Genomic DNA, 25,677 nt, shown 5'->3' with positions numbered 1-25,677 from the left:
GGATCCGCACCTTTCACTAGCTTCGTTTATAAAATGGCGTTTCTGTCACGACCGCTTCAAGCCGGCGTTTACGCACTTGCACGTAGAGCGATGTCCCTTTCTCTGCAACCGAGGTATCTACAAGTGCAAGACCGAGATTTTTTTCAAGGGTGGGCGACTGGGTACCGGATGTCACTGTGCCGACGTGGTTTCCTTCACTGTCATAGACGTCGTAACCGTAACGCGGGATGCCCCGGTCGAGCATTTCAATACCGACAAGCCGCCGCGCCGGTCCAGCTTCTTTTTCCACAGCGAGTGCTTTTTGACCAGTAAAAGGTGTTTCTTTTTTCACTTTCACCGCAAAACCAAGCCCTGCTTCAAGTGGTGAGATGTTGGCTGTAATTTCCTGTCCATACAGCGGGAGCCTTGCTTCAAAACGGAGCGTATCCCTCGCCCCGAGGCCTGCCCGCTGCAGACCAAGGGGCTCACCGTAACTTAAAAGCGCTTCCCATAAAGCTTCAGCTTCTTCTGCCGGACAATAAATTTCAAAACCGTCTTCCCCGGTATAACCGGTACGCGAAACGAGGGCCGGCACCCCGGCTAAGTCCACATTTTCTTTAAAGCGGAAAAATTTAATCTCACGTACATCAAAGGAGGTTAAATCATTTAATATGGCTTCAGCTTTTGGCCCCTGCAGCGCAATGAGTGCATACGAACTTGAAACATCGTTTACTTCTACGTCTTCATCACTTTGGATGTGACGCTGAATCCAGGCGACATCTTTATCGGTATTTGCAGCGTTTAAGACGAGAAAATAACGGTTCTCTGCAAGCTGATACACGAGCAGATCATCAACGGTGCCGCCGGTTTCTGTGCACATTAAATTGTATTGGGCTTTTTCCGGCGCAAGTTTGGAGATGTCATTTGTCATCACACGCTGCAAGAGCGCTTCTGCATCCTTTCCTTCAACAATCGCCTCACCCATATGCGAGACATCGAACAAGCCGGCTTCTTCTCGTACCGCCCGGTGCTCTTCTTTAATGCCTGCATACGACACCGGCATATGCCAGCCGCCAAAATCAACCATCTTCGCACCGTCACGCTGATGCTGCCCGAACAACGGGGTTTCTTTTAATTCACTCATATTTTCATCCTTCCTTTCATGTGAAGGCTCAAGGCACAAAAAAAAGACAGAGCCCTCCATTGATTGTCATTGAAAGGTCTCTGTCCGCTCACCAGAAAGTTTCATTTCCTTATATCAGGAAGTATGTCTTCGTAGGTGGGTACCAGCTGAATACTCAGCGTACCGCTCTCCAGAGGTGCGTCCGACAGAAGTCTTTTTGCCTGAGAGATTCGCGCACAGCGCTTGCTCCTTCGGCGCCGCAGCATCAGCTGCAGTCTCTCCCCCTGCCGTCATCCGCCGATATGTAATTGTCAAAGCTTTTTACATGTGTAAGTTTTAAAGCGTCTGTCTATACTAAAGACGTCATCAGTTTATCACTTATCACGCTTTTCTGACAATCTTTTTTTTAAGGAGCCGCTTATGTTCATCGATATTCAGTTTGATGAAGATTGGAAACAAGACTTTCAACATCGGTTGCATCAAGAAGGACCGTGGGCGTCGTTTGAATTATATCAATTGGCTTATCAAGCGGCCTGCGAACAGCTCGTGCCCTCTTTTACCGGGCTTAAAGCACCTGAACACTTATATCATATTCAACCTTATGACTATCAATTAGAAACGGCGCGCCGCGTTGTTGAAGAGATGAACGGTAAAGCCATCCTTGCTGATGAAGTCGGTCTCGGTAAAACGATCGAAGCTGGGTTGATTTTAAAAGAGTACATGATTCGCGGCCTTGTGAAAAAAGCGTTGATCCTTGCACCGGCTTCACTTGTCAATCAATGGAGCCGCGAGCTTAATCAAACATTTTCAATCCCAGCTGTTGTGCAGCGGAAAGCGCCTGTATGGGAACATGCGGATGTAGCAATTGCCTCCCTTGATACCGCAAAACGGCCCCCGCATAACGAAATCATTCAATCCATTGATTACGATTGTCTCATTATTGATGAAGCGCATAAGTTAAAAAACGACCAAACGAAAAACGCTGCGTTCGTTCGTTCGCTGCAAAAGAAGTTTTGTCTTTTATTAACAGCAACCCCTGTACAAAACCGGATTGAAGAGCTTTATCATTTAATTACGATATTAAAACCGGGCTGGCTCGGTACAAAAGCAGATTTTAAGAAGCGTTATGAAAGCGGTGGTGATGTGCAGCGTTTAATTCATCAAGTGATGATTCGCAACCGGCGCGATGAAACCCCTGTCAATTGGACGAAACGTAACGTGATCAATCAAACGGTTACCCTGTCTGAAGAAGAAGAGCATTTATACGAAAGCTTATGCACCCTTGCAGAACATGCCGCACTCCCTGGGTTTTCACGCACGTTGTTAAAACGGGAGCTTGCTAGCAGCAAAGAAGCAGCATTTTTAACTTTAAAAGAAATGGACCTGCCGGCCGAAGGGCTAAACGCCGTATTTAAAAAAATGCAGGCATGCTCACGTAACTCAAAAGCTGAAGCTTTGCTTGAATTCGTCCAGCAAGAAGACGAAAAAGTTCTCGTGTTTACTGAATACCGAGCCACCCAGCTGTACTTGCAATGGTTTTTAAAGCAGCACGGGATTCCATCTGTTCCGTACCGCGGTGGGTTTAAGCGGGGTAAAAAAGATTGGATGATGCAGTTGTTTCAAGGCAAAGTCCCGGTCATGATTGCGACCGAAGCAGGCGGTGAAGGCTTAAACCTGCAGTTTTGCCACCGGTTAGTGAATTACGACCTGCCGTGGAATCCAATGCGGCTTGAGCAGCGAATCGGGCGCCTCCACCGGCACGGACAGACGAAGGACGTTAAAGTATTGAACCTTGCCGCAGAGGCGACAATTGAAGCAGACATTTTAGCCCGGCTGCAGCAAAAAATCGGCATGTTTGAAAATGTGATCGGACGGATTGATGCGATTTTAGGACAAAGTGAAGACACAAAGGAGCAGTCTTATGGACGATAAAGCCATGCTTAATTTTTCAGAATCGCTGCTAACAACATGCGGGGCAAAGGTCATTGACCGTACACACCAAACAATCACCGTACAACTGACCGAGGATTTAGATAAAGCGTTAATGAACCGTCCGTTTTACTGGCATTACATTGAAAAAACAAATGGCATCAAGCAGCCGAAAACATTAACGTTAACGACAGATACCGAGGCAAAAGCTGATGCTCATCTTCATCAAGGCTCACCACGTCTGCACCAACTATTCAGGTATGCAAAAAGCCAGGGAGCCTGGACGTGTTTATACGATCAGGCTCCGGCAGGCAAACAGCCGGAACCGCTCGAACCTTGGTTGAATGTCAACGTCACAATCTCAAAGTTTAACGGTCTTCGTGAAGATACCCCATTATCAATCGGTCTTCACTTGATCAGTGGCGCACGCGTCGAAGGGTTTATGGATAATGTCACAGAGCGGTCGTTCAGTCTAGCGCCATCAGCCTATACGTATCCTGTGCGGCCATTAATTACACCAACAGCAGCGCTACGCCGAATTGAACTTTTCATTACTGAAACATTATCACATAAACCGAAAGGCTGGGCTGAAGAAGCAATAATTAAAAAAGAAGCGGAATTGTCTCTTTTAGATCAATTTTTTCAAGACACACCAGATGACCCAACATATCAAAACGAACGCAGGGCGATTGAAGAACGGCTGCAGCCGAAGATTTCTGTACAGGTGATCAATGGCGGTTTATTTTATTTGCCGAAATCAATTTTGCATCATTTCCAAGCGTAAAAAAGCTGGAAGCTTATAAGCTTCCAGCTTTTTTAGCGTTTAAATTAACGGGCCACCGCTGACAAACAGCGTCATTACACCAAACCAACCTAAAATCAACGCTGTAATTCCGGCAAAACCGACAGCGAGGAAATTACGACGCTTCAATTCGCGGAACACCGCAATGACAGATAAAATTGCAACGACAAGCATAATTGTACCAAAAGCCATACGATTCTCCTCCTTCCTGCAAAGGAATGTCACTTGGTTCAAATGCAGCCCCGCCCTGTGAATATGTACAAGCGAGCACTGGTTTTTAAGAAAGATCATATTGATCATAGCGGTATCTGCTAACATTTTACCTCGTCTTCGAACGTTTGTCGAGGCTGATCACGACGACTACTTTTAAAATGATCCGTGCCGTTGCGTCTTCTGTTTTTCCAGCATAAAGACTTCAACAATTTGTTGACTTTTTAAACGAGGCATTGTCCTGTAAAATACGAAGTGTCTGCCGGTAGCAACCGGTGAACTTACGCATATAAAGGAGCTGTCTCTATGCAATGGAAACAATTACCCCTCGGGCCGCTGCAAACGAACGGTTACGTGCTTTTTGATGATGCTAAGCACGCCGTTATTTTCGACCCGGGCGGCGATGCTGAAAAACTTCAAGCTTTTCTTGATGATGAAGGCTTAACCCCACAGGCAGTTCTTTTAACCCATGCCCACTTTGACCATATCGGAGCTGTCGATGCTGTCCGTAAAACGTACAACGTACCTGTTTATTTACACGAGGACGAAGCAGGCTGGCTGCCGGAGCCATCAAAAAACGGCTCTTCACTATTCATTGGCCAAAGCATCACCGCAAAAGAAGCGGACAGCTTTATAACTACTGACGGATTACTTGATATTGATCCATTCTCTTTCAAGGTGCTTTTAACGCCAGGTCATTCTCCGGGAAGCGTTTCTTTCTACCATGAAAAAACCGCAACGGTATTTGCCGGCGATACATTGTTTCAAGAAGGTATCGGCCGTACCGACCTTCCCGGCGGCGATCATCAGCAGCTGTTAGACAGTATTCACCACCAGCTGTTGGAACTGCCGGAAGAAACTACAGTAGCTCCAGGCCACGGCCCGACGACAACGATCGGTGTAGAAATGGACCGCAACCCGTTTTTAAACGGCTTATCGTAAACAGCTTTTGAAAAATCCCCCCGGCAGACCACCGGAGGGATTTTTCAAGCATTGGTCTACAATGGCGGCTCCCAGAGGAATGACGTGTAATACGTATATCCAACGAAAAAGACCGTTAAGTAAGCAGCGAAAATGTAGACGTAGACGCGCTCGTTCAATTTCATGTAACCGAGCAGTAAAAACATCGCGGTTTGTGCAAAGAAGAATAAAGACATATTATACATGTCCCCGACGAAAAACAGTACAGCGAAAATCCCTGTCCAAAACGCCAATACGCGATACATTCGATCCATGCCTTGTCCCCCCCTCTTTGATGCAGGTTGCGATCGTCCGCCACACGGCGGGGCTCGTGCCGCGCAGTATGTACAGACGCAGTCCGGCTATACTTTATTATATACGAGCAACGCTTTTTTTGTAAATGCCGGGGACGGCGACAAACGTACAAAAGTGTGAAAGCGTTACTTTTTTCGACGCATCGTGCGAACAGCAAGTGGAATCATTCCAAACCAGCGGTATGAACGGGGCAGCCGCTTATCTCGTTTCGCTTGACGGTTCGGTCTTTTTTCAAGGAGGCGGGTGAAGCGGGCAGCAAGTTCTTTTAACAATGGATTCGGTGTCAAATGGCATCCTCCTTTTCGGATTGTGCTTTGACACTGCTAGTCTTGCCCGTCGTTATGCTCATTATACGCTTTTTCTTCTTCTTCCACCTCACGAATCTTTACATTGTACGTTCTCGTTTTACTGCGCCCGTCATGAAGGGTTGATTCCCATCTTAGGCGAACGCGGTCACTGCCGACAGCTGTACTCTCAAAGTCAACACGACCGTGTTCATAAGTTAACGTTTTCTCTGTGCCCGCACGAACAAGCATCGGCCGCTGATGAATGTACACCTCTCCATTCATCAGCAGCGCCTCAAGCTGCCGTTCTGCTTTCACGCCCTCAATGTGTACCCGCTCGCTTTGATACATTGCCGTTTGATGCGCCATCACAAGCATCGCAGTAAGTAAAAAGAATAGCAGAAACGGCATCACACCACCACGCTCATTCAAAACTGCACCTCCCCAGGAACGAGGCGCGGGTATAAAATAACATCAACCGCCTCCGGTACAAGGACGCGGACGTTTAGGTTCTTCCCTTCCTCCCGCGCTTGCATTTGTTTTACATCCAAAAGTGCCACTTCAAAGCCTGCGTAATCCACCCGGCGGATAATCCGGTCACTGCGGTGTTCATACATAATGGTCCGCTCGCTTGAATGAAGCACAATTTGACCGTCCGCTGTCGTTATACGTTCAGAAGCCGCTGCTTCATCGCGTAGTTCTTGCAAAAATACATGTACATCACGCTCCATCCCCGGCGTATCAAAGGCATCCATCAACACACGACTCCCAAAGACGAGAAGCGGCGCGATGACTAAGAGCAAGCTGAGTGCTATACATAATTCAATTAATGTTGTGCCCGTTTGTTCTTTCAATATCTTCACACGCTTGATAATTTCTTTGGTTTGCAGCCGTCCAACGCATACACGCTCGGCCGGTCCCCTTCACCTCCCATACAAATTGTACATCTTGCGCAACAAATACAGCTTGATCTTCGCTTACGTTACCATAACGCCACGCCTCATTTTGCTCACGCAGCAGCACCCACGCTTCATACTCTTGCGCCAAGGCAGTTCGTTCTGATGTCAGCTGAGTAAATACCGGTACAGCAGCTGCTGTGACAATCAACAGAATAAAAAAACTAATCAATACTTCCACAAGCGTCATTCCGTTATTGTTGTTCAATCCGGACACGCCCTTTACCTAAGTAAATCATCACCTCATAAAACCCTTCAGCTGTTTCAATATAAAACGATCCAGGGTTATGAATGTTACCTGAAGAAGAAAATGCAATACGCGAACCGAGCATCGATCCTTCATAAAAACGTACTTGTGACGGGATGTCCCGCTGTAAACCAGCGCCGTCTGCAGCTATAATTGAATAGCTCTGTGCGCTCGGGTGCAGCGGCAGTGGCAGCACCACGCGCTGCTCATGTGTTCTCGCAAGCTGTTCAGCGTAATACAGATCTGCCTCAAATTGCTGCACAAATGCGCGACCTTCAGCTTTTGAAAGGGCTGCCGGTACATAAACCGCCGGCAGCAAAATAAACACCGTAAGCAGAAATAATACAATGATCAGCTCAACAAAGCTGAAGCCGTTTTTATAAACGGGCTCAGTCATTGTCTCCAATGCCGACGCGGCCCTCAACAAGGTTCAGCGGTGTGCCATCTGGACATTCAAGCGTATCCACAAAATCTTCATCGACTAAATCTTGAAGATCTGTCACCTGCTCGCCCATTTCAATATGATAAGCTCCAGTTTGTGCCTGCACTAAATCAACGGTTGCCTCGCAGCCTTTTGATTCTGCGACAGAACTGTTTTTGACCATGCTCGGTACCGCAACTAAAAGTAAAACAGAAATAATCACGAGGACGATCACCATTTCGATTAAAGTAAAACCTTTTTCATTTCGTTTTTTCATTTATACAGCCTCCTTGTTTCGATTGCTTCACCCAATGCATAAGCGATAAAACATTTTGTTCCTGGTCGTTCTCCATGCGCTCTAAACGTTTTTCCAATACTTGAATTTGACGCATCATCGTATCATAAGCCTCCACATCGCTTCCCCCCTTTTGTTTTCTGCTACATATCCATCCGCCCCATTAACTGAAATACCGGTAGAAATACGGCAAGAAATAAACATAAGATTAACAGGCCGATCCCGGCAAACATGATCGGCTGCAACAGCTGCAAAGCAGCTCTTAAGTCATGTTCAATATCTTCACGAAGCCACGCTGAATAATGGGTTAGATCCCGGCCGAGCCTGCCGCTCTGCTCCCCGTGCGCAGTAACAGCTGCAAGCTCTGGCTGATGAAACGAGACAACACTTAAAGCGTCACTCAATGTTTCACCTCCTTTCAGCTCGGTTTGCAAGCGCTCGCTTTCTTCAGAGAGAAAAGGCACATGAGCTTGCACATACAAAATATGAAGCGCCTCTTTCGTTGAAAAACCACCGCAAAGCAGCTGCCCAAACTGTTCACTAAACCGGTACGTTACATAACGCTTCACGAAACGTCGGAGACCAGGAACGCGGCAGAAGAGGCATAGTTTTTCAAGGGCGGGACGGGGGTGAACTTTATACCAATACCAAACGAGCGCACCGGCAACGGGGACAACTGCAGCAAACATTAGGACAGGGAGTAAATGAAGTATTTGAATGACAAACACTGTTAAAGGCGGCAGATCCGCTGATAATGAACGAAATAGCTCTTGAAACGCCGGTAAAATATAAAACAGAATAAACATCACCATCACCGCAAATAAAAACAATAGCGCAAGCGGGTACCTGAGCATCCGCCGTACATCGCGCTTAAACGTTTCCCGCGCTGTGAAGGTGCGTCCTGCTTCAATTAATCCGTCGGATAACTTTCCGTTTTTCTCCGCTGTATAAATCAAAGCCTGTACATCTGATGGCACTTCAAGTAAGCTGAAACTCTCATGCAGAGGCGTTCCTTGTCTTACCGCCTGCAGCCATCGCTCCCCCCGGCCTTTTGCTTCTGGTTTTAAGTCGAAAAAAATAAGTCTTGAAGCATCATGCAGCGTATAACCTTCACTTAACAGCCGGCCGAGTTTCGTTAAAAACTGCGCCTTCACAAGCGGTGGAAACGAGCGGCTCATCCGTCTGCACCTCCTTCAGCATGCGAAATATACCCAAGCGCTGCTGCTTTATAAAGCCGCCTGCGGATTTGGTCTGAATGATGCCTGGTAAACAAATCCTGCTGATGAGAAATCTCATAAATTCCCCGGCGACCGAGACGCTGCCTGCTCGGACAATACAAGTGGCAAGTATCTTTGCAGTACGGGCATTTCATCGACACGAGGCGTTGACTCACAACAGCCTCAGTTACGTCTAAGACGTCGGACTTTGGAATGCCGAGCTCACATAAACGCTCAACCGCTCTTGCTGCACTTTTCGTGTGCAGGGTGGATAACACTAAGTGACCTGTCATGGCAGCCCGGACTGCCATAGCTGCTGTATTTACATCGCGTATCTCACCAAGCATTAACACGTCAGGATCGTGGCGTAAGGCAGACTTCAAACCGGATTCATACGTTAAGCCGGCATGTTCATTTACTTGCATTTGGGTAAATAACGGGTGGGTTTGCTCAATGGGGTCTTCAATCGTAATTACCTGCCGGAGCTTTGATGTTACAAGGTGGTGTAGAAGTGTATACATTGTCGTTGTCTTGCCGGAACCTGTAGGGCCGGTGAATAAAACTAAACCGTGCGGCCGCTTTAAAAGCGTTTCAAGGCGGGTTGCATCTTCAGGAAATAAGGCGAGTTTTTGCAAGGGGTGATGTTCATGCTGCGGAAGAAGGCGGATCACGAGGCGTTCCACACCGTCAGAAGGGAGCGTAGAGAGTCTAATATGCAGCTCTTTACCAGGCAGCGGGTGTTGAATTGCACCATGCTGCGGGCGCCGGCGCTCTCCTAAGTCCATGCCGGCTTTATATTTTAAATGGGCAATCCATTTTGAAGCACGTCCTTGATTAATCGTAATCCATGGTACGAGCTCCCCCTGCATGCGCAGCCACACGTTTGTTCGTGACTCACTTGGATGCAGATGGATATCACTTGCTTCTAATTGCTGCGCTCGCTCAATAAGTTTCGATGTTTCTTGCTCTATGACATTCAACGCTTCACCTGCTTTCAACTCATAAAGTGGATTTGTTGAAACAATGGTTTGAAAGTAAAATCACCTCCTGCAGTATGAAATAAAGGGTGTGTAAGGAGAAAATAAAGCTTGTATGAGGATAAACAAGCTGTGCTTCAACTGCTTTGGGGCAAGCAGGTTTTGTAACATGAGGAAGTTACATCCTTATCTTAAAATGTCGGAGGATAAAAGTCAAGGTTTAATCCTTGACGCTCATTGTAAGTAAAAAATTTGTTTTCGTATGTATAGCACAGCTTACAGTCGGTCATAATGAATGTACAGTCAACAAACGTTGGGGCGTAGCCAAGCGGTAAGGCAGTGGACTTTGACTCTACGATGCGCAGGTTCGAATCCTGCCGCCCCAGCCAATGCAGCCCCTGCGTGAATACGCAGGGGCTTTTTATTTAAAAACCTCTGCGTATTTACGCAGAGGCTGTCAGCGTGTAGACAAACTTTTAAGAAAAGCGGAGGCTGACATCGCTTTTGGGCGGACGCTTGCCTCGGGTACGGCCTCAACTTCCTCGGCAGACAATCGCTGCCTGCGGGATTTTCGGCTCGTACTGTTCCCGAAGGCGTCGCCGCCGACGCTTGTCAGCCTTGCGTTATTTGATAGTCATGAATTGTAGTGACCTTTTTGACCAAGCAATATCTACATGAATCAGTTTCATCATGATGCTTCATGAACGATCAAGCGAACCATACACATTGGAAATACTTGCTGATCTTCAAATTTACAAGTGACCGAAACGAAAGACGGCGACTCCCAGAGGATCAAGCGCAGGCTGAAGATCCACTTGTTCGAATGGCTACATTCGAACAAGTTAGCTGAAGCCAAGCCCTCGGGAAAGCGTCCGTCGGTAGTGTTGGTCACGTTCATGATTCGGTTTTATTCCCTTCATGCTGAAGCCAGCGGTTCGGAGCAGTAAGCTGTCCGTGAATGTTTGGTTTTGTCCTTTGTCTACACGCTAAAAAACCTCTGCGTTAAGGTTAACGCAGAGGCTGTTAGTGTTATTTTTTATCATGGACTTTCTGAACTTTTTCCTGCATCGATTCAGATTTGTCACGGCGGTCATCAATGCGGATCGTTGTGGATACACGCTGTGCGCCGTTATCGATGGGCACGTTATGAAGCTTTTTCACAATCTCAAATAAATCATCCATATCCCCTTGAATGATAGTGCTCATCGGCGTTAATTCGTAACTGACTTGATCGCTGTGCTCCTCAAGGACCTGCTGAATTTTTGCAACATCTTCACTCATACTTTCTTTTCCTAAAGGTACAACGGTTAAATCAATAATCGCCATATTTAACTGCCTCCTTCAATGGGTGTCTGCCCCTGACCCTCATCGACCGCATCCTGCCCGGACAAATCATCACCGGGTTCAACAAACCGATCAATGACCCAGTAAGCATCCTCAATATTATCATTACCCAAAAAAGCAGGATCAAAAAACCTAGGATCTTGTTTGTCGAGTCCTTCATGTTCTGCCCAGGTATGCAAGTAACTAATTACAGTTTCTGTTGTCTCTTCCTCTGTTGTAACCGTCATCTTACCGGAACTGCCATACACTTCATTTTCCTCTGTTGCGTTTGGAAAAGAAAAAATGATCCCGGTATCAAGTACTTCACCTTCTGTTTCATACACGGTTTCTCCTGCATGATCCAACGTAAGTTCGGCTTGCTCCAGCACTTCACCTGAAAGCGGCTCCCCTTCTTCATCTTTTAAACTTACACCGATATAATCATCACCAGCTAAGCCGTCTTCAGGGGTTTCGCTCCAGCTCCATTCTGCTTCAACGACATAAGGAGAAGTTTCTGTTTTTTCCACTTCAAGTTGAACGTGATTACTTAAATCTTCATTCGTGATCGTATCCGCCTGTTGAATATAAAACCAGCCGCCGGCAAATAAGATCACCATCAATAATAACGGCAGTAAGACGACAAGTTTGTTGTTCCACGACATAGCTATGTTCACGCACCTTTAACTTAACGTTCTCTTCATGTAGATCATGCGCGATTTTTCTGTTGTTGTAAAGTGAAACCGCAGCTTTTTGAAAACTTTCTGCAGTCGTGAAAAACCTGCGGGTAAAACTGGCAATTTAGCTGTTATACCGGTAAGCGCTGTGATCGGTCGGACCAATGCCGCCGCCAAGCGGGAGTGCGTGTGTAATGGCCGAGGTAATGAAAGCTTTGGCCGTTTGTACCGCAGCAAGCGCTGTTTCACCTTTCGCAAGTTCAGCAGCAATGCAAGCAGCAAACGTGCAGCCGGTACCGTGCGTATGCTTTGTAGCTATGCGTGGAGACGGGAGTACCGTGATTTCACGTCCATCAGAAAACAAATCGCGCGCATCTTCAGTCTCTCGGTGCCCGCCTTTGACGACAACATGCGCTGCACCTAAATCATGCAACAGGCTTGCAGCTTCTTTCATTGCATCTTCGCTTTGAATTGAGGATAAACCGCTGATCACTTCAGCTTCCGGCAGGTTCGGCGTAATGGTATGAGCGAGCGGGAGCAGCTCAGTTTTTAACGCATCCGCTGCTTCCTGCTGCAAAAGCGGTGCACCGCCTTTCGCGATCATGACAGGATCAATGACGATACGTTCGACGTGATACTTTTTTAAATAAAACGCGACCCGCTCAATGATTTCAGCTGAAAACATCATGCCCGTTTTGACTGCATCCGGCCGCAGGTCCGTTAAAACAGCTTCAAGCTGGGCATCTATAGCCTGAAGACTTTCCGGAAACACGCCGTGCACGCCTTCAGTGTTTTGAGCAGTAAGTGCGGTAATCACAGTTGTACCGAACACATCACGTTCTTGAAACGTTTTTAAATCAGCTTGAATGCCGGCACCGCCGCCGCTGTCACTGCCGGCGATCGTTAAAGCGATTGGTTTTGTCATGCTACCCCTCTTTCTAAACAGTAATTACGTGAAGCGCGCTGGTTGAAACAACGTCATCGGCACCCGGTCCGATTTAGCTTCGATCCGGTCAGCAAGCACTGCCGCTGTTACCGGGCTTAGCAAGATCCCGTTACGGTAATGACCTACGGCAAGCTGAACGCCCGGGAGATTAGGCACTTCGCCAATCAGCGGGTAGCCATCCTGTGTTGCCGGACGAATCCCGGCCCACGTATGTACCGGCGGTTCCTCCTCTAGTGCCGGAAGCACGTGCGGGCCCCAATTTTTCAAGCGGTTGATGCCTTTTTCGGTCACTTCGGTTGAAAAACCGGCCAAGTCTTCAGAAGCACCGTTTACAAGGGTGCCATTTGCTTTTGGCACAAAATATCCTTGCGGTGAAAATACGATGTGGGATAACAACGGTGTGTCCGGCTGATAGCTGCAAATCTGACCGCGGATTGGATGCACCGGAATCCGGATCCCGAGCGTCTCTTCCCATGACTTTGCCCAGGCACCGTTCGCAACGATGATTTGTTCTGTTTCGATCACGGTGCCGTTATTTAATTTGATTTCATAAGGCTCTGTTGTCCGGGTCAGCCGCGGCTCCCCTGCTTTGGCATACATCGTAACCCCTTCATTTGCACACGCGCTAGCAAGAGCTTTCACATAATCCGGTGTGTAGACATGGCTTTCTTCTGGATAATGCATGGCTCCTATAATCTCACTGGAGAGCTCGGGCTCAAGTTTTTGCAGGGCGGACTGATCTAAAATGCGCGCATCCACACCAAAGTCTCCCTGCCACTTCTGCCGGGTTTCAAGCGCAAGTTGGTCGGCTTCGTGATACACAACATGCAGGCTTCCGGTATTTGCGTACTCAAATGACGTATTCGAACTTTGTTGTACAGCGCTCACCCAAGGTTCATACAACGTTAAGCTTTCAAAAGCGAGCCGGAAAAAATCATCCGGATCTTCTTCAATTTCGGAGAAAGGCGCAAGCATGCCGGCTGCTGCACCGGATGCCTGGCCGCCGAACTCCCCTGCCTCAATGATGGTGACGCTGAAGCCGCGGCGGCGGCACTCATAAGCAGCTGCTAAACCAATAATTCCACCGCCGATCACTGTCACGTGTTCTTCCATGTGAACCCCTCGTTTCTTCCCTGCTTTTACAATGTGTGATCAAGCGTGCTCGAAGCTGTCGCGTAGCGTTTTTTCGGAATCCGCCCCGCTTTATAGGATTTACGGCCGGCGTCAATGGCAAGCTTCATTGCTTCTGCCATCTGCGCCGGATCCTTCGCTTTTGCTACCGGGGTGTTCATTAAAACGCCGTCTGCCCCAAGCTCCATCACTTCAGTTACGTCCTTTGCCGAACCAAGTCCAGCATCAATAATAATCGGCACTTCTGCTTCTTCAATAATGAGTGACAAGTGGTATGGGTTAAGCACACCAAGTCCGGTACCGATTGGTGCAGCCCCCGGCATTACAGCGGCTGCCCCTGCTTCTTCAAGCCGTTTGGCAAGGACAGGGTCATCCGACGTATACGGAAGAACAGTAAACCCTTCTTCAGCAAGAATTTCTGTTGCTTTCAGCGTTTCAATCGGGTCCGGCATTAACGTACGCTCATTCACGCTTACTTCAATTTTAATCCAGTCACTTAAGCCGGAAGCTTTCGCAAGCCGGGCAATGCGCACCGCTTCATCTGCTGTTTTTGCGCCTGACGTATTCGGCAGAAATTGAAAATTGTTGTGGGTGACATGCTGTAAAATTGCATCATCATCCGGTGCTTCGAGATTCACGCGGCGGATCGCAAATGTTAAAACTTCTGCCTCGCTTGCTTGAATCGCTTCGTTTTGTACAAACGGGTTTGGGTATCTCCCGGTACCGAGAAAGAAGCGGGAGCTAAGGGTCGTACCGTTAATCACTAATGGATCTTTTGGCATTTCACCCACCTCCTACAAAATGAACAAGCTCGATAGCTGTTTCATCTTCTAGCTTGGTTGTCTCCCATTTTTCCCGTTCAACAATGGTACCGTTTACTTCTGTAGCTACCATCCGGTCTGTCAAACCGTAATGAGCTACTACATCATACAACGTTTCGACGTTTTCTAACGTTTCAAGTTGTCCGTTAATATAAAGTTCCATTACGCTTCTCCTTTCGCCGCAGCAAGCCGCTTTTTGAACATCTCGGTCGTGCCCTTCACGTCTTCTGCACCAACAATTTCACTAACAACGCAAATTCGTTCTGCGCCTGCTTCAAGCACCTCATCGACGTTGTGCAGCTTAATACCGCCGATCGCCACAAATGGAATGTTCACTTCAGCTTTTACAGCCTGCACGTAGCTTGTTGCCACCGGATCAACCACATCTTCTTTCGTATTTGTCGGAAATACAGGCCCGGCCCCGATGTAGTCAGCACCACCTGCTTCAGCTGCTTTCGCTTCTTCGATGGCGTGTGTGGAAATGCCGATCAATTTATCTGGTCCGACGATTTGACGAGCGTCTGCAAGCGGCAGGTCATCCTGCCCGAGGTGAATCCCGTCTGCGTCAACTGTAAGTGCCACATCAATGTGGTCGTTTACAATAAACGTCACCCCGTAATCATAGGTCAGCTGCCGCAGTTTGCGCGCTTTTTCAAGTACTTCAAGTTTTGAACTTTTCTTATCGCGCAGCTGGATAATATCCGCTCCGCCCTGCATTGCTTCTTCCATCACATCTTCCATCGCACGGCCCGGATGGAAATTTTCACCTGTAATGACGTACAGTTCGAATTCTTTCACAACACAACATCCTTTCATTCAACAATCGGTCTATACAAAAAACCGCCTCCAACATACAGGAGACGGCCGCACACTTCGCTCGCACCGACTTCCCTCCGCTGGTGTTAGCCAGTTCAGGTTCGCAGGGTAAAAGGAACACACCTTTTTCTCAGCCTGCTCTCGGGCAGGCACCCCCAGTCGCTTCTTTGCTTCGTTTGTACATTTATTATGACATAGTTCAAAGCTTATGAAAAGATGCAGGCTTTACCGGCGGAACTGCTGCGGTGAGATGCCGTATTTCTGCAGACGGTACTGCAGGCTCTGCCGGCGCAGCTCAAGACGCTCGGCGGCTTCAGATACATTTCCTTTCGTTTCAGTCAGCGCTCGTTGAATTAACGCCTGCTCCTGATCAGCTAATACTTCATGGAGCGGACGCACAGCTTCAACAGCTTCCGGTTCATAGGCAAGTTTCGGAGGCAGGGACGCCTGCTTTTGAAACTGCGGCGGTAAGTGGCGCTGTTGGATTACTTTTTCGCCGTCCTCCATAAAATTGAGGGCACCTTCAATGACGTGCTCAAGCTCGCGGACATTTCCAGGCCAGTCGTATTGGTAAAAAAACGAGTGCACCTCTGGAGAAAGCGACGTGACATCCATGCGGAACAACGCATTATATTTTGCTAAAAAGCCTTCCACAAGCTCATCAATATCAGATAAACGTTCACGCAAAGGCGGCACAAACAAAGAAACAACACTTAAACGGTAATACAAGTCTTTGCGCAGAAACCCTTCATTTACTGCTTCAACTGGGTCCTGGTTCATCGTTGCAATAATCCGCACATCGACTGAAATATCTTTTGTTCCCCCAACCCGTCGGATCACCTTTTCTTGAATCGCCCGCAAAAGCTTCGCCTGCAGCGCCGGGGACAACGAGTTAATTTCATCTAACAAAAGTGTGCCTCCGTGCGCTTCTTCAAACAAGCCGGGCCGCTCTTTAGACCCGGTAAAGGCGCCGCTTTTTGTGCCAAACAACATACTTTCAAGCAGCTGCTCCGGAATTGCCGCACAGTTTTGCGAGATGAGCGGCTTGCGCGAACGTTCACTGCCGGTGTGGATGCTTTGGGCAAACAACTCTTTTCCTGTGCCGGTTTCACCAACAATTAAGACGGAAGACGTTGTTCTTGTCGAGCGTTTCGCGTCATTAATCACTTCTTGCATCTTTGTTGAGCTTCCGGTAATTGAATCAAATGTAAACGACGGCCCACTTTGATTTTCTAAGTTTTTTTGAATGAGTTTTTCTACCTTTGTCACATCCCGGGCGAGTTCCACTGCGCCGATAATTCGGCCACCTGACAGTACTGGAAACGTATCGTTGATGGTTGTAATTGCTTCGCGCCGGGCGTTGTAATACGTCTGCCGTTCCCCTTTACGGCGCTCGCCGCTTTCAAGTGCGCGCATTAACGTACTCCGGTCGTTCATTTCAAAATGAAACACATCATGTAGAAAGCTTCCAATCACTTCTTCGCGCGACATTCCTTCAATTGCAGCCATTTTCTCATTGTAATAAACGGTTTGTGCCTGCGCATCGATCATGTGTACACCAGTGTCTAAATGATCCACAAGTGTTGCAAGCACTTCAGGCGCATCTTCTTTCGTAAACATATTTCCCCTCCTGGTGAACATTTTACCGCACGCCGCCGAACATGAAAAATCATTTGTCACTTCTTTGAAAAATTATTTTTCGTACGCAAATTTATTTTTCACTTTTTTTAAAAATAATTGCTCGAGCTTTACCGGATGTTTTGGCATAAACTTTGCAATTCTAATAAAGGTTAGTATATGGATGAAGGGAGTTTTTTCAATGACAAGATCAGAACAGCTTATGAAGACCCACGATGCATATGGCGCACCAAATTATAAACCACTTCCTGTTGTCATTTCTCACGGTGACGGGGCCTGGGTGACAGACGTTGAAGGAAACCAATACCTTGATATGCTTAGTGCTTACTCTGCGGTGAATCAAGGACACCGCCACCCGCGCATTATTCAAGCTTTAACGGAGCAGGCCGGCCGGCTGACGTTAACATCCCGGGCGTTTCACAATGACCAAATCAGCCCGTTTTATGAAAAAGTTGCCGAACTTACCGGAAAGGCAAAAGTACTTCCGATGAATACTGGCGCTGAAGCAGTGGAAACAGCTGTAAAAGCAGCTCGCCGCTGGGCGTATTGGCATAAAGGCGTGGAAGCTGGCAAAGCAGAAATTATTGCTTGTGAAGATAACTTCCACGGCCGGACGATGAGTGCCGTTTCGCTTTCTTCAAATGAAGAATACCAAAAAGGCTTTGAGCCACTGCTCCCTGGCATTAAAATTGTGCCTTACGGTGATGTAGAAGCGTTAAAAGCAGCGATCACGCCAAACACAGCTGCCTTTTTATTCGAGCCGATCCAAGGAGAAGCTGGCATCAACATCCCACCGGAAGGATTTTTGCGTAAAGCTAAAGAGGTATGTGAAGAAAATAATGTTTTATATATCGCTGATGAAATTCAAAGCGGGCTTGGCCGTTCCGGGAAGCCATTTGCGTGTGACTGGGAAGATGTAACACCGGATATGTACATTCTTGGTAAAGCGCTTGGCGGCGGCGTGATGCCAATCTCTGTACTTGCAGCAGATGAAGAAGTGATGAATGTGTTTCAGCCGGGCTCCCACGGTTCTACATTTGGCGGTAATCCGCTAGCCTGTGCGGTATCTTTGGAAGCTTTACAAGTACTTGAAGACGAAGCGCTCTGGGATCGTTCACGCAACCTCGGCGACTGGGTGATGGAGGAGCTTCAAAGTGTGACGCATCCGCGGATTCAAGAAGTGCGCGGACGCGGCTTGTTTATTGGGATTGAGTTGAGCGAAGCGGCCCGTCCGTTTTGTGAAGCACTGCAGGCGCGCGGCATTTTGTGCAAAGAAACACACGACAACGTGCTCCGTCTTGCACCACCATTAATCATCTCTGAAAAAGACTTACGCTTTGCCATTGATGAAATTAAAGACGTATTGTCTGCTTAAACACCATCAGCTATTTTTATTAAACACGTTAAAAAGCTCGCTATGCTTGCGCATAACGAGCTTTAGTGTATAGACAAACTTTAGCTGAATTCGCATTTCGGCGGCCGCTTGCACCCGGAGGACACAAGTGCGACATCGACTTGATCTGCGCTAACGATTGAAGTCACCGTGTCTTCTTAGCCCCCGTCACGGCCTCAACTTCCTCGGCAGAATATCAATGCTACGGGATTTTCTCACTCGTTGTTCTGCGTAGGCGTCGCCGCCGATGCTCGTCAGCCTTGCGTTATTTGATCGTTATAAATTGTAAAGATCTTTTTAATCAAGCAATAGCTACATGAATCCGTTTCATCATGATGCTTCATGAATGTGCAAACGAACCCTATACATCGGAAAGACTAGATGATCTTTCAATTGACAAGTTACCGAAAAATGACGGCGACTCCCAGAGGATTCAGCGCAGGCTGAAGATCCACTTGTTCGATTGGCAATCAAATCGAACAAGTTAGCTGAAGCCAAGCCTCGGGTAAGCGTCCGTCATTCGCTCCGGTCACGTTCATGGTTCGGTTTTTAAGGGCAGCCCGCGGCTCGGAGCAGTAAGCTGCGCGTAAATTTTAGGTTTTTTACTTTGTCAACAGTCTGAAGCTCGCCATGCCTGCGCATAGCGAGTTTTTTACTATTGATACATAAAGTGCGCACCGGCAATGCCCGGCTTTGTCATTTCTTTTGCATCAAGAATTTCGTCGAGCTCTTTTTTCGTTAAAATTGAGCGTTCAATACAAATTTCGCGTACAGACCGACCTGTTTCGATCGCTTCACGAGCAATACGCGAAGCTGTTTCATAACCGACATGCGGGTTGATTGCCGTAATGATACCGACACTCTGCTCAACCATTTCACGGCAGTGCTCTACATTAGCATTCATACCTTCAACCGCATATTCACGGAATACGTTTAAACCGTTCTGCAGCACAGACAGCGACTCCAAGAGGTTGAACACAAGCACAGGCCCCATCACGTTCAACTCCAGCTGACCTGCTTCAGAAGCTGCAGAAACCGTTTGATCGTTGCCCATCACTTGAAAAGAAATTTGGTTGATCACTTCGCACATGACCGGGTTCACTTTTCCCGGCATAATCGAAGAACCCGGCTGCCGCGACGGCAGATTAATTTCATTTAGGCCCGTACGCGGTCCGGAACTCATCATGCGCAAGTCATTTGCCATTTTTGATAAGTTGATCGCAAGCACTTTCAAGGAACTGGACAATTCCGTGTAAGCATCTGTATTCTGCGTTGCATCAACAAGGTCATCCGCTTGATAAAACGGCATCTCTGTAATGTCACATAAATGTTCGGTTACTTTTTTGATATACTCCGGTTGGGCATTCAAGCCGGTGCCTACAGCAGTTGCCCCCATGTTGATGGAGTATAAATGATCTAATGAACGACGCAGCCGCTTTAAGTCACGCTCAAGTACGCGGCGGTATGCACCCATTTCCTGACCAAGACGAATCGGAACTGCATCCTGTAAGTGGGTCCGCCCCATCTTTAACACATCATCAAACGCCCGCTCTTTTTCCTTGAAAGCTTCGATAATATCTTTTAATGCTTTTTCAAGTCCTTGAGCGAGCCGAATTGAAGCAATATGAATGGCTGTTGGAAACGTATCATTGGTGGATTGGGCCATGTTCACGTGCGTATTTGGACTCAAACGCGCGTAATCTCCTTTTTCATAACCAAGACGCTCAATCGCCCGGTTAGCAATCACCTCGTTTGCGTTCATGTTGAAGGAAGTTCCGGCCCCTCCTTGAATCGCATCGACGATAAACTCGCTATCAAAGTCGCCGTTAAGGACTTCTTCACTTGCTTCAACAATCGCCTCTGCAAGATCCGGATGCAATCCGCCGACATCGCGATTGGCAAGCGCCGCTGCTTTTTTAACGAAACCGAAACCACGGATGATTTCTTTATGCGGCGGATATCCGGTAATCGGGAAGTTCTCTACAGCACGAACTGTTTGAATCCCGTAATACGCCTCTTTCGGGACTTTTTTCTCTCCAATATAGTCTTGTTCCGTCCGGTAAGTTGTCATAACCAACGCCCTTTCCTTTCATCTGCTGCTCCAAGCTTGATGTATACGGGTAAGCAGCTTGTTTATTTCAGCTTTTCACCGAACAACGATCCCATCAAGGCTGCTGCGGCTTCTGCTGTTTTATTTCGTTCATCAAGAATCGGATTGACTTCTACAAATTCAGCAGAGGTAATCATTTCCGCCTCTGCAAGCATTTCCATAGCTAAATGACTTTCCCGGTAACTGACGCCTCCGACAACCGGTGTACCCACGCCCGGAGCATCCTGCGGATCGAGCCCGTCCAGGTCCAAGCTAAGATGAACTTGATCACAGCGGCTGCGCAAGTAATTGATTGCTTCTTCCATCACCGTACTCATCCCGCGCCGGTCAATGTCGTGCATCGTATATACGCAAATATTGTGTTCTTGTACAAACGCTTTTTCACCTTCATCAAGCGCACGGGCTCCAACAATCACAATGTTTTCCGGCTTCAGCTTAGGTCCGCTCCCGATTGAGGTCAACTTTTTATCGCCGTAACCGAGCGCAACTGCAAGCGGCATGCCGTGAATGTTGCCTGAAGGTGACGTCTCGCCTGTATTTAAATCAACGTGCGCATCATACCAGATGACCCCTAAATTTTCTGCCTGGGCCGCATGAGCAGCAAGTGTTCCGATTGAAATACTGTGGTCACCACCGAGCACAAGCGGAAAGCGGCCCGCTTCATGAATCTCAGTTACCTGCTGTTCAATCCGTTGACTCGTTTCAGCAACCGCTTCTAAGTCTTTTAAAGCGGCCTCTTGTTTCATACCCGCTTTCTCGGTTGCGACTGCTACGTCCCCGCCATCTTTAATGTTGTAGCCTAAGGCTTCAAGACGCTCAAACACACCGGCATAACGAACCGCGCTCGGTCCCATATCAACACCGCGCCGTGCCTGTCCAAGGTCCATTGGTACACTTACAATGGTCATTTCATTTTTCATAATTATGTACCCCGCTTTCTTTAAGTGAAATGGTTCTACACTTAAAAAATAATGCAAAACTGATGCCATTTTTTTATTTAAAGAAAACCGAGGCGTTTCGCCGCGAGCCAGGCTGCACCGCTGATCCCAGCTTCATTACCAAGTTTTGCAATCGAAAACTGTACAGCACCTGCCGCTTCATCAAGTGCAAAGCGTTCAAACTGCTCCGCCAGCGGCACCATCAACGTATCGCCAGCCGCTGAAACCCCGCCGCCGATTAAAATCCGCTCTGGATTTAAGGCTGTCGCCAAGTTGCCAAGGGCAAGCCCTAAATATGCTGCAGCTTGATCAACGACTTGTTGAGCTAAAACGTCTCCTGCGGCGGCTTCTTGATAAATCACCGCAGCCGTGAGTGCTTCAGCTTGATGCAGCGTGGAATCCGGATAATGAGTCAACGCTTCGGCAGCGATTTCCTTGACAGCTGTAGCAGATGCATACTGTTCTAAACATCCGTAGCGGCCGCAGTTACAGCGACGACCGTCCGGCTCAACAGTAAGGTGACCAATTTCACCTGCTGTTCCACGCCTGCCGGCAATAATTTCACCATTAACTAACAAACCTGCACCAACCCCTGTACCAATCGTGATACAGATCACATCATCAATCCCGGCCGCTGCGCCGCGCCAAGCTTCACCTGCTGCAGCAAGGTTCGCGTCGTTTTGTACAAACACCGGGCGCTCAAGCGCTTCTGTTAATGCTTGAGCAAGCGGATACTCTTCCCAGCCGATATTAACAGCTTTTGTGACCACGCCGTCATCTGGCCGGACGTATCCCGGTGCACCGGCGCCTGCGCCTGCGAGTGAATCTTTTTCTATGCCGAGCGTATTTAATTTTTCTTCAATCGCCCCGGCCACGTCACGGGCAATCGCCCGACCACCATCAGCAGTTGATGTAGGAATCTGCCAGACAGCAACATTTTCTTTCTCTGTCGTAAATAAACCAAGTTTGATCGACGTGCCGCCGATATCAATCCCGGCAAGATACGTTTTATCCGTTGTCATGGTTTTCTGTTCTCTCCATTCGCGAGGCAAGCGGACTTGGCTGTTTTTCAGCCCGGCGCAAAATGATTTTCGCCTTTGCCTTCGTAGATTCATCAATGATTCCGTAGCCGGCAAGCTCATCAAGCTCGTCAGCCATAAGCTGTGTATCCATTGCTTGATCTTTTGTATAAATAAATGAGCCAAAAGAATGAAGCAATGACCGAACATCCTGCATTGTTTCCATCATACATCACCTCTTACATTATACCAACTGAAGAACAACTCCTACAACAAAGATTAAAAGCGGAAGCAGATGCTTGATTCTTGTCCTATTAACAACATGGTATAAGTTCTCCTGCAAATACAAACCAAATAATAACCCGCCAAGAAATAATAATAAAATAAATAAAAGGGCTAAGCCGTGTGGAACCAACCCGGAAATCATAAAACTGTTTAAAAGCATGAGGGATGCAGCTGCAATCCAGATCAAACTTCCATTTTGATGAAACAATGTAACGTCATCTCCTGCATAAAGAAACAACAGCAAAATTAAAACGACGAGAAATATGGTGAACATCACTTGAGCGGCAAGCTGAAGCCAACCAAAAGCTGCATAATCTGACGCAAGATAGCCAACATAATAAAAGATGACCGCCATGCAAAGAAAGATCCCAATCATTGTCTGCGGTTGCCATGTCCGCTGGCTTCCGGACAATGCCCCAAGTGCCGCAGCCACAATACACAAATTCAGCATAAGCGCCTCCTTATGACAGGCTGTGCTCATATGTATGCACAAACTGCACATACATACATCTGCAGGTTGAAAATAGAAAGGAGTCCTCAATTTTGAAGTACTTGATGCTCGGATTAAGTTTCATGTTTTGCTTACCTTTGTTTGTTAGTGATGCAGCTGCAGCCGAGCTGGAGACGACTGAAACGCGGCTTGATGTTGTTAAAATCTCCCCACCAAACGCTTACGAAATCTCGTGGGAAACAACAGGAGGAAGCGGTGAATTATTTTCCGACCGTCTTGAAGAAAGTATTTTATTTGAAGACGGTATTTTAATTGATACGATGTCACGCTGGCGTGAAGAGGATTCTACAATTGCGCGCAAAAAGAAAGTGGCAGGTGAAGGAAGCTCACGGTATGATGCATTCTCACTGCACCAGTGGCGGCCGGATGAGCAGAGCAGGCGGTATGCTTTTTCCACTGATCAACTTTATATGGCAAGCTCTGCTCATCAAAATACGTACGCATTTCATCACCCAGTTAACGAAAAAGAAGCTGAGCATAAAAAAGCACTTGATCATATTTTAAATGAACAAGTGCAGCATCAAATTCACATGTATGCGCAGGCGTTTGACCTGCCAAGAGATATCACATTTTACAATTGGCGCGATATTTTTACAAACGAAGCAGAGCTCTCATGCTCTGTTGAGAAGCTGCAAACTTCTGCCTGGTCCATGTACCGCGAGGCTTTTTTACCGCGGGTCAAGCGTAAAAATGCACCTGATGAGTCTCCTGAAGGGAGTTCAATGCCCATCATTGCTGTAAGCGATGAACACTTACACCTGTTCATGGTGCTAGAAGACAATACACCTTATCAACTGCGCCGGCCGCTTAGCTGCCACTGATCTCTTCTCTTAAATCTTCATAACGTTCTTCACCTGGCTCAATTTGAAGCGCTTCTTCTACATGATTGAGCGCCTCTTCATCTTCACCAAGCTCATGGAGTACAAGCGCCAGGTTATAGTGGGCTTCATGGAAATCTGCCCGGCGATCAAGCGTCTGTTCAAAATAAGTGCGTGCTGTTTCGTAATCCCCTGTTTCAGCTTCTAAATTTCCTTGAACAAATAACGCTTCAGCCGGCGGGTTCTCTTGATCGAGCACAGGAGCAAGGGTCTCTTCCGCCTGGCCTATGTCCCCCTCCTGGGCCATCTCCTGGGCCATTTGTGCCTGCATCACACCACCTTCGCGGTCCTCTTCAACAAAGTTCCCATACCAAAACAAACCGACAAAAAGTGCCACAAGCAGCCCGGCTGGAAGCAGCCGCGGAAATTTCGTCCCGCTTTTTGGCATCCCAACGAGCATCGCCGCAAGCAAGCCGCCGATCAAGCCACCAATATGTGCGCCGTTATCCACCATTGGGACAACAAAACCGAAGCCGAGATTGATCAATAAAATCACAATTACGCTAACACCCATCGTTCGGAAAAATAGCTTACGATGCATCATTCCGAAAAAAAGAAGTGCACCAAAACATCCAAAAATCGCACCGGAAGCGCCGGCTGAAATTTGAATATTTAAAGCAAAGCTTGCTGCCGAACCAACGATGCCAGCAGCGAAATAAATGATCATAAACCGCCACGTACCAAAAATCCGCTCAACAAGTCCGCCGATAAAAAATAAAGCAAGCGAGTTCATAAAGAAATGGAAAAAACCGATGTGAAGAAACATCGACGTAATCAGGCGCCACCATTCACCATCTGCAATGGCCGGGTTGTATTTTGCGCCGTATTCAACGAGCGTTAAGATATGCTGGGAACCACCTGTGGCTTCAAGCAGTCCATACATGACAGCGATTAAGCCCATAAGGATGAGCGTTAGCTTCGGCTTGCTGTATAAAAAAACGGCCTGCTCCTCTTTCTGCTTCGCTTCAGCTTGATTCATCGCCTGCTGATAAAGCTCTTGCGTCTCAAGATCTTCACGAACCGGCGTCTGCTCCTCCCAGCCCGCTTTTAAAGACAAATGTTCGAGGACATCCTCAGGTTTTGCCGGTGCCTGCCACTCAGGTCCGGACCCGGGGACTAAAAAGTTTTGCACGCCAAGCCGTGCCGCCGGACCATTCTCATCTGCAAGGACACGTGCATGATCATCAATCGTCGGATAAACCGTGACATAGACATTTACCATTTTCGGCTTACGTACCGGAACCTTCGCCCGGACTTTCACAAATTCTTTTGCCATTGTTTCTTGATCGTTTTCAAGCTCGCGGCTCCAATCAACATCAACCCGCGAGAGCCGGATAATTAATGGATTTTTCACATCATCGTTTTCTAGCCACAGCTTTTTTTTATCTTTACTTGCTGAAACGATCCGCAGGCCGCGGTTCACAACAAAATGATAAACAAATTCCCAAAATAGGCGATTTTGACGCTCAATCTCCATGA

General features: G+C 47.6%; 31 protein-coding genes, 1 tRNA gene and 2 riboswitches. Of the genes, 6 read left to right on the top strand and 26 right to left on the bottom strand.

Going from position 1 to position 25,677, the window contains the following annotated elements:
- Window positions 1–16: 16 nt before the first annotated feature.
- Window positions 17–1,123 carry a glycine cleavage system aminomethyltransferase GcvT gene (gene gcvT / locus B0H94_RS13560; protein ID WP_106589805.1) on the bottom strand — a complete coding sequence of 369 codons (1,107 nt, stop codon included), beginning with the start codon at window positions 1,121–1,123 and terminating at the stop codon, window positions 17–19.
- Between the two features lie 178 nt (window positions 1,124–1,301).
- A riboswitch (glycine riboswitch) is annotated at window positions 1,302–1,396 on the bottom strand.
- A gap of 126 nt (window positions 1,397–1,522) precedes the next feature.
- Between gcvT and B0H94_RS13555 the strand changes: the two genes are divergently transcribed.
- Both B0H94_RS13555 and B0H94_RS13550 read left to right on the top strand, forming a co-directional pair.
- On the top strand, window positions 1,523–3,034 hold the full coding sequence (locus B0H94_RS13555) for a DEAD/DEAH box helicase (RefSeq protein ID WP_106589804.1): 1,512 nt from the start codon (window positions 1,523–1,525) through the stop codon (window positions 3,032–3,034).
- Window positions 3,024–3,815, top strand: a complete 792-nt coding sequence (locus tag B0H94_RS13550) for a YqhG family protein (RefSeq protein WP_106589803.1) — start codon at window positions 3,024–3,026, stop codon at window positions 3,813–3,815. Before B0H94_RS13555 ends, B0H94_RS13550 begins: the two co-directional genes overlap by 11 nt.
- Window positions 3,816–3,854: 39 nt before the next feature.
- Here B0H94_RS13550 and B0H94_RS13545 read toward each other — a convergent pair whose 3' ends face one another.
- Window positions 3,855–4,025, bottom strand: a complete 171-nt coding sequence (locus tag B0H94_RS13545) for a DUF2759 domain-containing protein (protein ID WP_106589802.1) — start codon at window positions 4,023–4,025, stop codon at window positions 3,855–3,857.
- Window positions 4,026–4,349: 324 nt separating this feature from the next.
- Between B0H94_RS13545 and B0H94_RS13540 the strand changes: the two genes are divergently transcribed.
- On the top strand, window positions 4,350–4,985 hold the full coding sequence (locus tag B0H94_RS13540) for an MBL fold metallo-hydrolase (protein ID WP_106589801.1): 636 nt from the start codon (window positions 4,350–4,352) through the stop codon (window positions 4,983–4,985).
- A 56-nt stretch (window positions 4,986–5,041) separates the two neighbouring features.
- On the opposite strand, the gene B0H94_RS13535 is transcribed toward B0H94_RS13540, so the two are convergent.
- The 10 genes from B0H94_RS13535 to comGA all read right to left on the bottom strand — a co-directional run bounded on the left by B0H94_RS13535 (window position 5,042) and on the right by comGA (window position 9,718).
- Entirely contained in the window at window positions 5,042–5,278 is a 237-nt protein-coding gene (locus B0H94_RS13535) for a DUF2626 domain-containing protein (protein WP_106589800.1), read from the bottom strand.
- 165 nt (window positions 5,279–5,443) lie between these two features.
- Entirely contained in the window at window positions 5,444–5,605 is a 162-nt protein-coding gene (locus B0H94_RS13530) for a YqzE family protein (protein WP_181315418.1), read from the bottom strand.
- A gap of 36 nt (window positions 5,606–5,641) precedes the next feature.
- Window positions 5,642–6,034 (bottom strand): hypothetical protein, encoded by a 393-nt coding sequence (locus B0H94_RS13525; protein ID WP_106589798.1) that lies wholly within the window; start codon window positions 6,032–6,034, stop codon window positions 5,642–5,644.
- Window positions 6,031–6,456 carry a ComGF family competence protein gene (locus tag B0H94_RS13520; protein ID WP_146139955.1) on the bottom strand — a complete coding sequence of 142 codons (426 nt, stop codon included), beginning with the start codon at window positions 6,454–6,456 and terminating at the stop codon, window positions 6,031–6,033. The genes B0H94_RS13525 and B0H94_RS13520 overlap by 4 nt, the downstream gene beginning before the upstream one ends.
- Entirely contained in the window at window positions 6,425–6,766 is a 342-nt protein-coding gene (locus B0H94_RS13515) for a prepilin-type N-terminal cleavage/methylation domain-containing protein (RefSeq protein WP_106589796.1), read from the bottom strand. Before B0H94_RS13515 ends, B0H94_RS13520 begins: the two co-directional genes overlap by 32 nt.
- A complete protein-coding gene (gene comGD / locus B0H94_RS13510; RefSeq protein WP_106589795.1) occupies window positions 6,753–7,202 on the bottom strand; it encodes a competence type IV pilus minor pilin ComGD in 450 nt (149 codons plus the stop codon). Before comGD ends, B0H94_RS13515 begins: the two co-directional genes overlap by 14 nt.
- Window positions 7,195–7,503 (bottom strand): competence type IV pilus major pilin ComGC, encoded by a 309-nt coding sequence (gene comGC, locus B0H94_RS13505; RefSeq protein ID WP_106589794.1) that lies wholly within the window; start codon window positions 7,501–7,503, stop codon window positions 7,195–7,197. Before comGC ends, comGD begins: the two co-directional genes overlap by 8 nt.
- Window positions 7,487–7,639 carry a hypothetical protein gene (locus tag B0H94_RS15280; RefSeq protein ID WP_181315417.1) on the bottom strand — a complete coding sequence of 51 codons (153 nt, stop codon included), beginning with the start codon at window positions 7,637–7,639 and terminating at the stop codon, window positions 7,487–7,489. The genes comGC and B0H94_RS15280 overlap by 17 nt, the downstream gene beginning before the upstream one ends.
- A gap of 25 nt (window positions 7,640–7,664) precedes the next feature.
- Window positions 7,665–8,699: a competence type IV pilus assembly protein ComGB gene (gene comGB, locus B0H94_RS13500; protein WP_106589793.1), complete on the bottom strand. Its 1,035-nt coding sequence runs from the start codon at window positions 8,697–8,699 to the stop codon at window positions 7,665–7,667.
- Window positions 8,696–9,718, bottom strand: a complete 1,023-nt coding sequence (comGA, locus tag B0H94_RS13495; RefSeq protein WP_181315416.1) for a competence type IV pilus ATPase ComGA — start codon at window positions 9,716–9,718, stop codon at window positions 8,696–8,698. The genes comGB and comGA overlap by 4 nt, the downstream gene beginning before the upstream one ends.
- A gap of 311 nt (window positions 9,719–10,029) precedes the next feature.
- Between comGA and B0H94_RS13490 the strand changes: the two genes are divergently transcribed.
- A tRNA-Gln gene (locus B0H94_RS13490) sits at window positions 10,030–10,104 on the top strand.
- 640 nt (window positions 10,105–10,744) lie between these two features.
- Here B0H94_RS13490 and B0H94_RS13485 read toward each other — a convergent pair.
- From B0H94_RS13485 to B0H94_RS13450, 8 genes are all read right to left on the bottom strand, one after another.
- A complete protein-coding gene (locus tag B0H94_RS13485) occupies window positions 10,745–11,041 on the bottom strand; it encodes an MTH1187 family thiamine-binding protein (protein ID WP_106589791.1) in 297 nt (98 codons plus the stop codon).
- Window positions 11,042–11,043: 2 nt separating this feature from the next.
- A complete protein-coding gene (locus B0H94_RS13480; protein ID WP_106589790.1) occupies window positions 11,044–11,700 on the bottom strand; it encodes a hypothetical protein in 657 nt (218 codons plus the stop codon).
- A 136-nt stretch (window positions 11,701–11,836) separates the two neighbouring features.
- Entirely contained in the window at window positions 11,837–12,637 is an 801-nt protein-coding gene (gene thiD, locus B0H94_RS13475) for a bifunctional hydroxymethylpyrimidine kinase/phosphomethylpyrimidine kinase (RefSeq protein ID WP_106589789.1), read from the bottom strand.
- A 24-nt stretch (window positions 12,638–12,661) separates the two neighbouring features.
- Window positions 12,662–13,771, bottom strand: coding sequence for a glycine oxidase ThiO (thiO, locus tag B0H94_RS13470; protein ID WP_106589788.1), 1,110 nt, complete (start codon window positions 13,769–13,771; stop codon window positions 12,662–12,664).
- A 26-nt stretch (window positions 13,772–13,797) separates the two neighbouring features.
- Window positions 13,798–14,571, bottom strand: coding sequence for a thiazole synthase (locus tag B0H94_RS13465; RefSeq protein ID WP_106589787.1), 774 nt, complete (start codon window positions 14,569–14,571; stop codon window positions 13,798–13,800).
- 1 nt (window position 14,572) lies between these two features.
- Window positions 14,573–14,773 carry a sulfur carrier protein ThiS gene (gene thiS / locus B0H94_RS13460; protein ID WP_106589786.1) on the bottom strand — a complete coding sequence of 67 codons (201 nt, stop codon included), beginning with the start codon at window positions 14,771–14,773 and terminating at the stop codon, window positions 14,573–14,575.
- Window positions 14,773–15,408: a thiamine phosphate synthase gene (gene thiE, locus B0H94_RS13455; protein WP_106589785.1), complete on the bottom strand. Its 636-nt coding sequence runs from the start codon at window positions 15,406–15,408 to the stop codon at window positions 14,773–14,775. The genes thiS and thiE overlap by 1 nt, the downstream gene beginning before the upstream one ends.
- Before the next feature lie 73 nt (window positions 15,409–15,481).
- A riboswitch (TPP riboswitch) is annotated at window positions 15,482–15,593 on the bottom strand.
- Between the two features lie 58 nt (window positions 15,594–15,651).
- Window positions 15,652–17,046 carry a sigma-54 interaction domain-containing protein gene (locus B0H94_RS13450; protein WP_106589784.1) on the bottom strand — a complete coding sequence of 465 codons (1,395 nt, stop codon included), beginning with the start codon at window positions 17,044–17,046 and terminating at the stop codon, window positions 15,652–15,654.
- 199 nt (window positions 17,047–17,245) lie between these two features.
- Here B0H94_RS13450 and B0H94_RS13445 point away from each other — a divergent pair, with 199 nt between their 5' ends.
- Window positions 17,246–18,439: an ornithine--oxo-acid transaminase gene (locus B0H94_RS13445; RefSeq protein WP_106589783.1), complete on the top strand. Its 1,194-nt coding sequence runs from the start codon at window positions 17,246–17,248 to the stop codon at window positions 18,437–18,439.
- Between the two features lie 673 nt (window positions 18,440–19,112).
- Here the strand turns inward: B0H94_RS13445 and aspA are convergent.
- The 5 genes from aspA to B0H94_RS13420 all read right to left on the bottom strand — a co-directional run bounded on the left by aspA (window position 19,113) and on the right by B0H94_RS13420 (window position 23,260).
- Window positions 19,113–20,528, bottom strand: coding sequence for an aspartate ammonia-lyase (gene aspA, locus B0H94_RS13440; RefSeq protein ID WP_106589782.1), 1,416 nt, complete (start codon window positions 20,526–20,528; stop codon window positions 19,113–19,115).
- Between the two features lie 62 nt (window positions 20,529–20,590).
- Window positions 20,591–21,487: an arginase gene (gene rocF, locus B0H94_RS13435; RefSeq protein ID WP_106589781.1), complete on the bottom strand. Its 897-nt coding sequence runs from the start codon at window positions 21,485–21,487 to the stop codon at window positions 20,591–20,593.
- 77 nt (window positions 21,488–21,564) lie between these two features.
- Window positions 21,565–22,527 (bottom strand): ROK family glucokinase, encoded by a 963-nt coding sequence (locus B0H94_RS13430; RefSeq protein WP_106589780.1) that lies wholly within the window; start codon window positions 22,525–22,527, stop codon window positions 21,565–21,567.
- Window positions 22,514–22,750 (bottom strand): YqgQ family protein, encoded by a 237-nt coding sequence (locus B0H94_RS13425; protein WP_106589811.1) that lies wholly within the window; start codon window positions 22,748–22,750, stop codon window positions 22,514–22,516. The genes B0H94_RS13430 and B0H94_RS13425 overlap by 14 nt, the downstream gene beginning before the upstream one ends.
- An 18-nt stretch (window positions 22,751–22,768) precedes the next feature.
- A complete protein-coding gene (locus B0H94_RS13420) occupies window positions 22,769–23,260 on the bottom strand; it encodes a hypothetical protein (RefSeq protein ID WP_106589779.1) in 492 nt (163 codons plus the stop codon).
- Window positions 23,261–23,352: 92 nt separating this feature from the next.
- Between B0H94_RS13420 and B0H94_RS13415 the strand changes: the two genes are divergently transcribed.
- A complete protein-coding gene (locus B0H94_RS13415; RefSeq protein WP_106589778.1) occupies window positions 23,353–24,141 on the top strand; it encodes a hypothetical protein in 789 nt (262 codons plus the stop codon).
- Here the strand turns inward: B0H94_RS13415 and B0H94_RS13410 are convergent.
- The gene (locus tag B0H94_RS13410) at window positions 24,128–25,675 is read right to left on the bottom strand and encodes a rhomboid family intramembrane serine protease (protein ID WP_106589777.1); all 1,548 of its coding nucleotides are present in this window, start codon (window positions 25,673–25,675) and stop codon (window positions 24,128–24,130) included. The genes B0H94_RS13415 and B0H94_RS13410 overlap by 14 nt on opposite strands.
- Window positions 25,676–25,677: the final 2 nt, after the last annotated feature.

It is taken from the genome of Salsuginibacillus halophilus (assembly GCF_003014715.1).
Taxonomy (GTDB): domain Bacteria; phylum Bacillota; class Bacilli; order Bacillales; family Marinococcaceae; genus Salsuginibacillus; species Salsuginibacillus halophilus.
This window is presented reverse-complemented; position numbering and strand designations above follow the sequence as displayed.

Excerpts from the sequence above, each read along its gene's own strand:
- comGB (WP_106589793.1), bottom strand. The coding sequence starts at position 8,699 with ATGAGCCGCTCGTTTCCACCGCTTGTGAAGGCGCAGTTTTTAACGAAA.
- thiD (WP_106589789.1), bottom strand. The coding sequence starts at position 12,637 with ATGACAAAACCAATCGCTTTAACGATCGCCGGCAGTGACAGCGGCGGC.
- B0H94_RS13430 (WP_106589780.1), bottom strand. The coding sequence starts at position 22,527 with ATGACAACGGATAAAACGTATCTTGCCGGGATTGATATCGGCGGCACG.
- thiS (WP_106589786.1), bottom strand. The coding sequence starts at position 14,773 with ATGGAACTTTATATTAACGGACAACTTGAAACGTTAGAAAACGTCGAA.
- rocF (WP_106589781.1), bottom strand. The coding sequence starts at position 21,487 with ATGAAAAATGAAATGACCATTGTAAGTGTACCAATGGACCTTGGACAG.
- B0H94_RS13485 (WP_106589791.1), bottom strand. The coding sequence starts at position 11,041 with ATGGCGATTATTGATTTAACCGTTGTACCTTTAGGAAAAGAAAGTATG.
- comGC (WP_106589794.1), bottom strand. The coding sequence starts at position 7,503 with ATGAAAAAACGAAATGAAAAAGGTTTTACTTTAATCGAAATGGTGATC.
- thiO (WP_106589788.1), bottom strand. The coding sequence starts at position 13,771 with ATGGAAGAACACGTGACAGTGATCGGCGGTGGAATTATTGGTTTAGCA.
- B0H94_RS13450 (WP_106589784.1), bottom strand. The coding sequence starts at position 17,046 with ATGTTTACGAAAGAAGATGCGCCTGAAGTGCTTGCAACACTTGTGGAT.
- aspA (WP_106589782.1), bottom strand. The coding sequence starts at position 20,528 with ATGACAACTTACCGGACGGAACAAGACTATATTGGAGAGAAAAAAGTC.
- comGD (WP_106589795.1), bottom strand. The coding sequence starts at position 7,202 with ATGACTGAGCCCGTTTATAAAAACGGCTTCAGCTTTGTTGAGCTGATC.
- gcvT (WP_106589805.1), bottom strand. The coding sequence starts at position 1,123 with ATGAGTGAATTAAAAGAAACCCCGTTGTTCGGGCAGCATCAGCGTGAC.
- B0H94_RS13540 (WP_106589801.1), top strand. The coding sequence starts at position 4,350 with ATGCAATGGAAACAATTACCCCTCGGGCCGCTGCAAACGAACGGTTAC.
- B0H94_RS13420 (WP_106589779.1), bottom strand. The coding sequence starts at position 23,260 with ATGCTGAATTTGTGTATTGTGGCTGCGGCACTTGGGGCATTGTCCGGA.
- B0H94_RS13555 (WP_106589804.1), top strand. The coding sequence starts at position 1,523 with ATGTTCATCGATATTCAGTTTGATGAAGATTGGAAACAAGACTTTCAA.
- B0H94_RS13545 (WP_106589802.1), bottom strand. The coding sequence starts at position 4,025 with ATGGCTTTTGGTACAATTATGCTTGTCGTTGCAATTTTATCTGTCATT.
- B0H94_RS13410 (WP_106589777.1), bottom strand. The coding sequence starts at position 25,675 with ATGGAGATTGAGCGTCAAAATCGCCTATTTTGGGAATTTGTTTATCAT.
- B0H94_RS13535 (WP_106589800.1), bottom strand. The coding sequence starts at position 5,278 with ATGGATCGAATGTATCGCGTATTGGCGTTTTGGACAGGGATTTTCGCT.
- B0H94_RS13550 (WP_106589803.1), top strand. The coding sequence starts at position 3,024 with ATGGACGATAAAGCCATGCTTAATTTTTCAGAATCGCTGCTAACAACA.
- B0H94_RS13480 (WP_106589790.1), bottom strand. The coding sequence starts at position 11,700 with ATGTCGTGGAACAACAAACTTGTCGTCTTACTGCCGTTATTATTGATG.
- B0H94_RS13445 (WP_106589783.1), top strand. The coding sequence starts at position 17,246 with ATGACAAGATCAGAACAGCTTATGAAGACCCACGATGCATATGGCGCA.
- B0H94_RS13425 (WP_106589811.1), bottom strand. The coding sequence starts at position 22,750 with ATGGAAACAATGCAGGATGTTCGGTCATTGCTTCATTCTTTTGGCTCA.
- B0H94_RS13465 (WP_106589787.1), bottom strand. The coding sequence starts at position 14,571 with ATGCCAAAAGATCCATTAGTGATTAACGGTACGACCCTTAGCTCCCGC.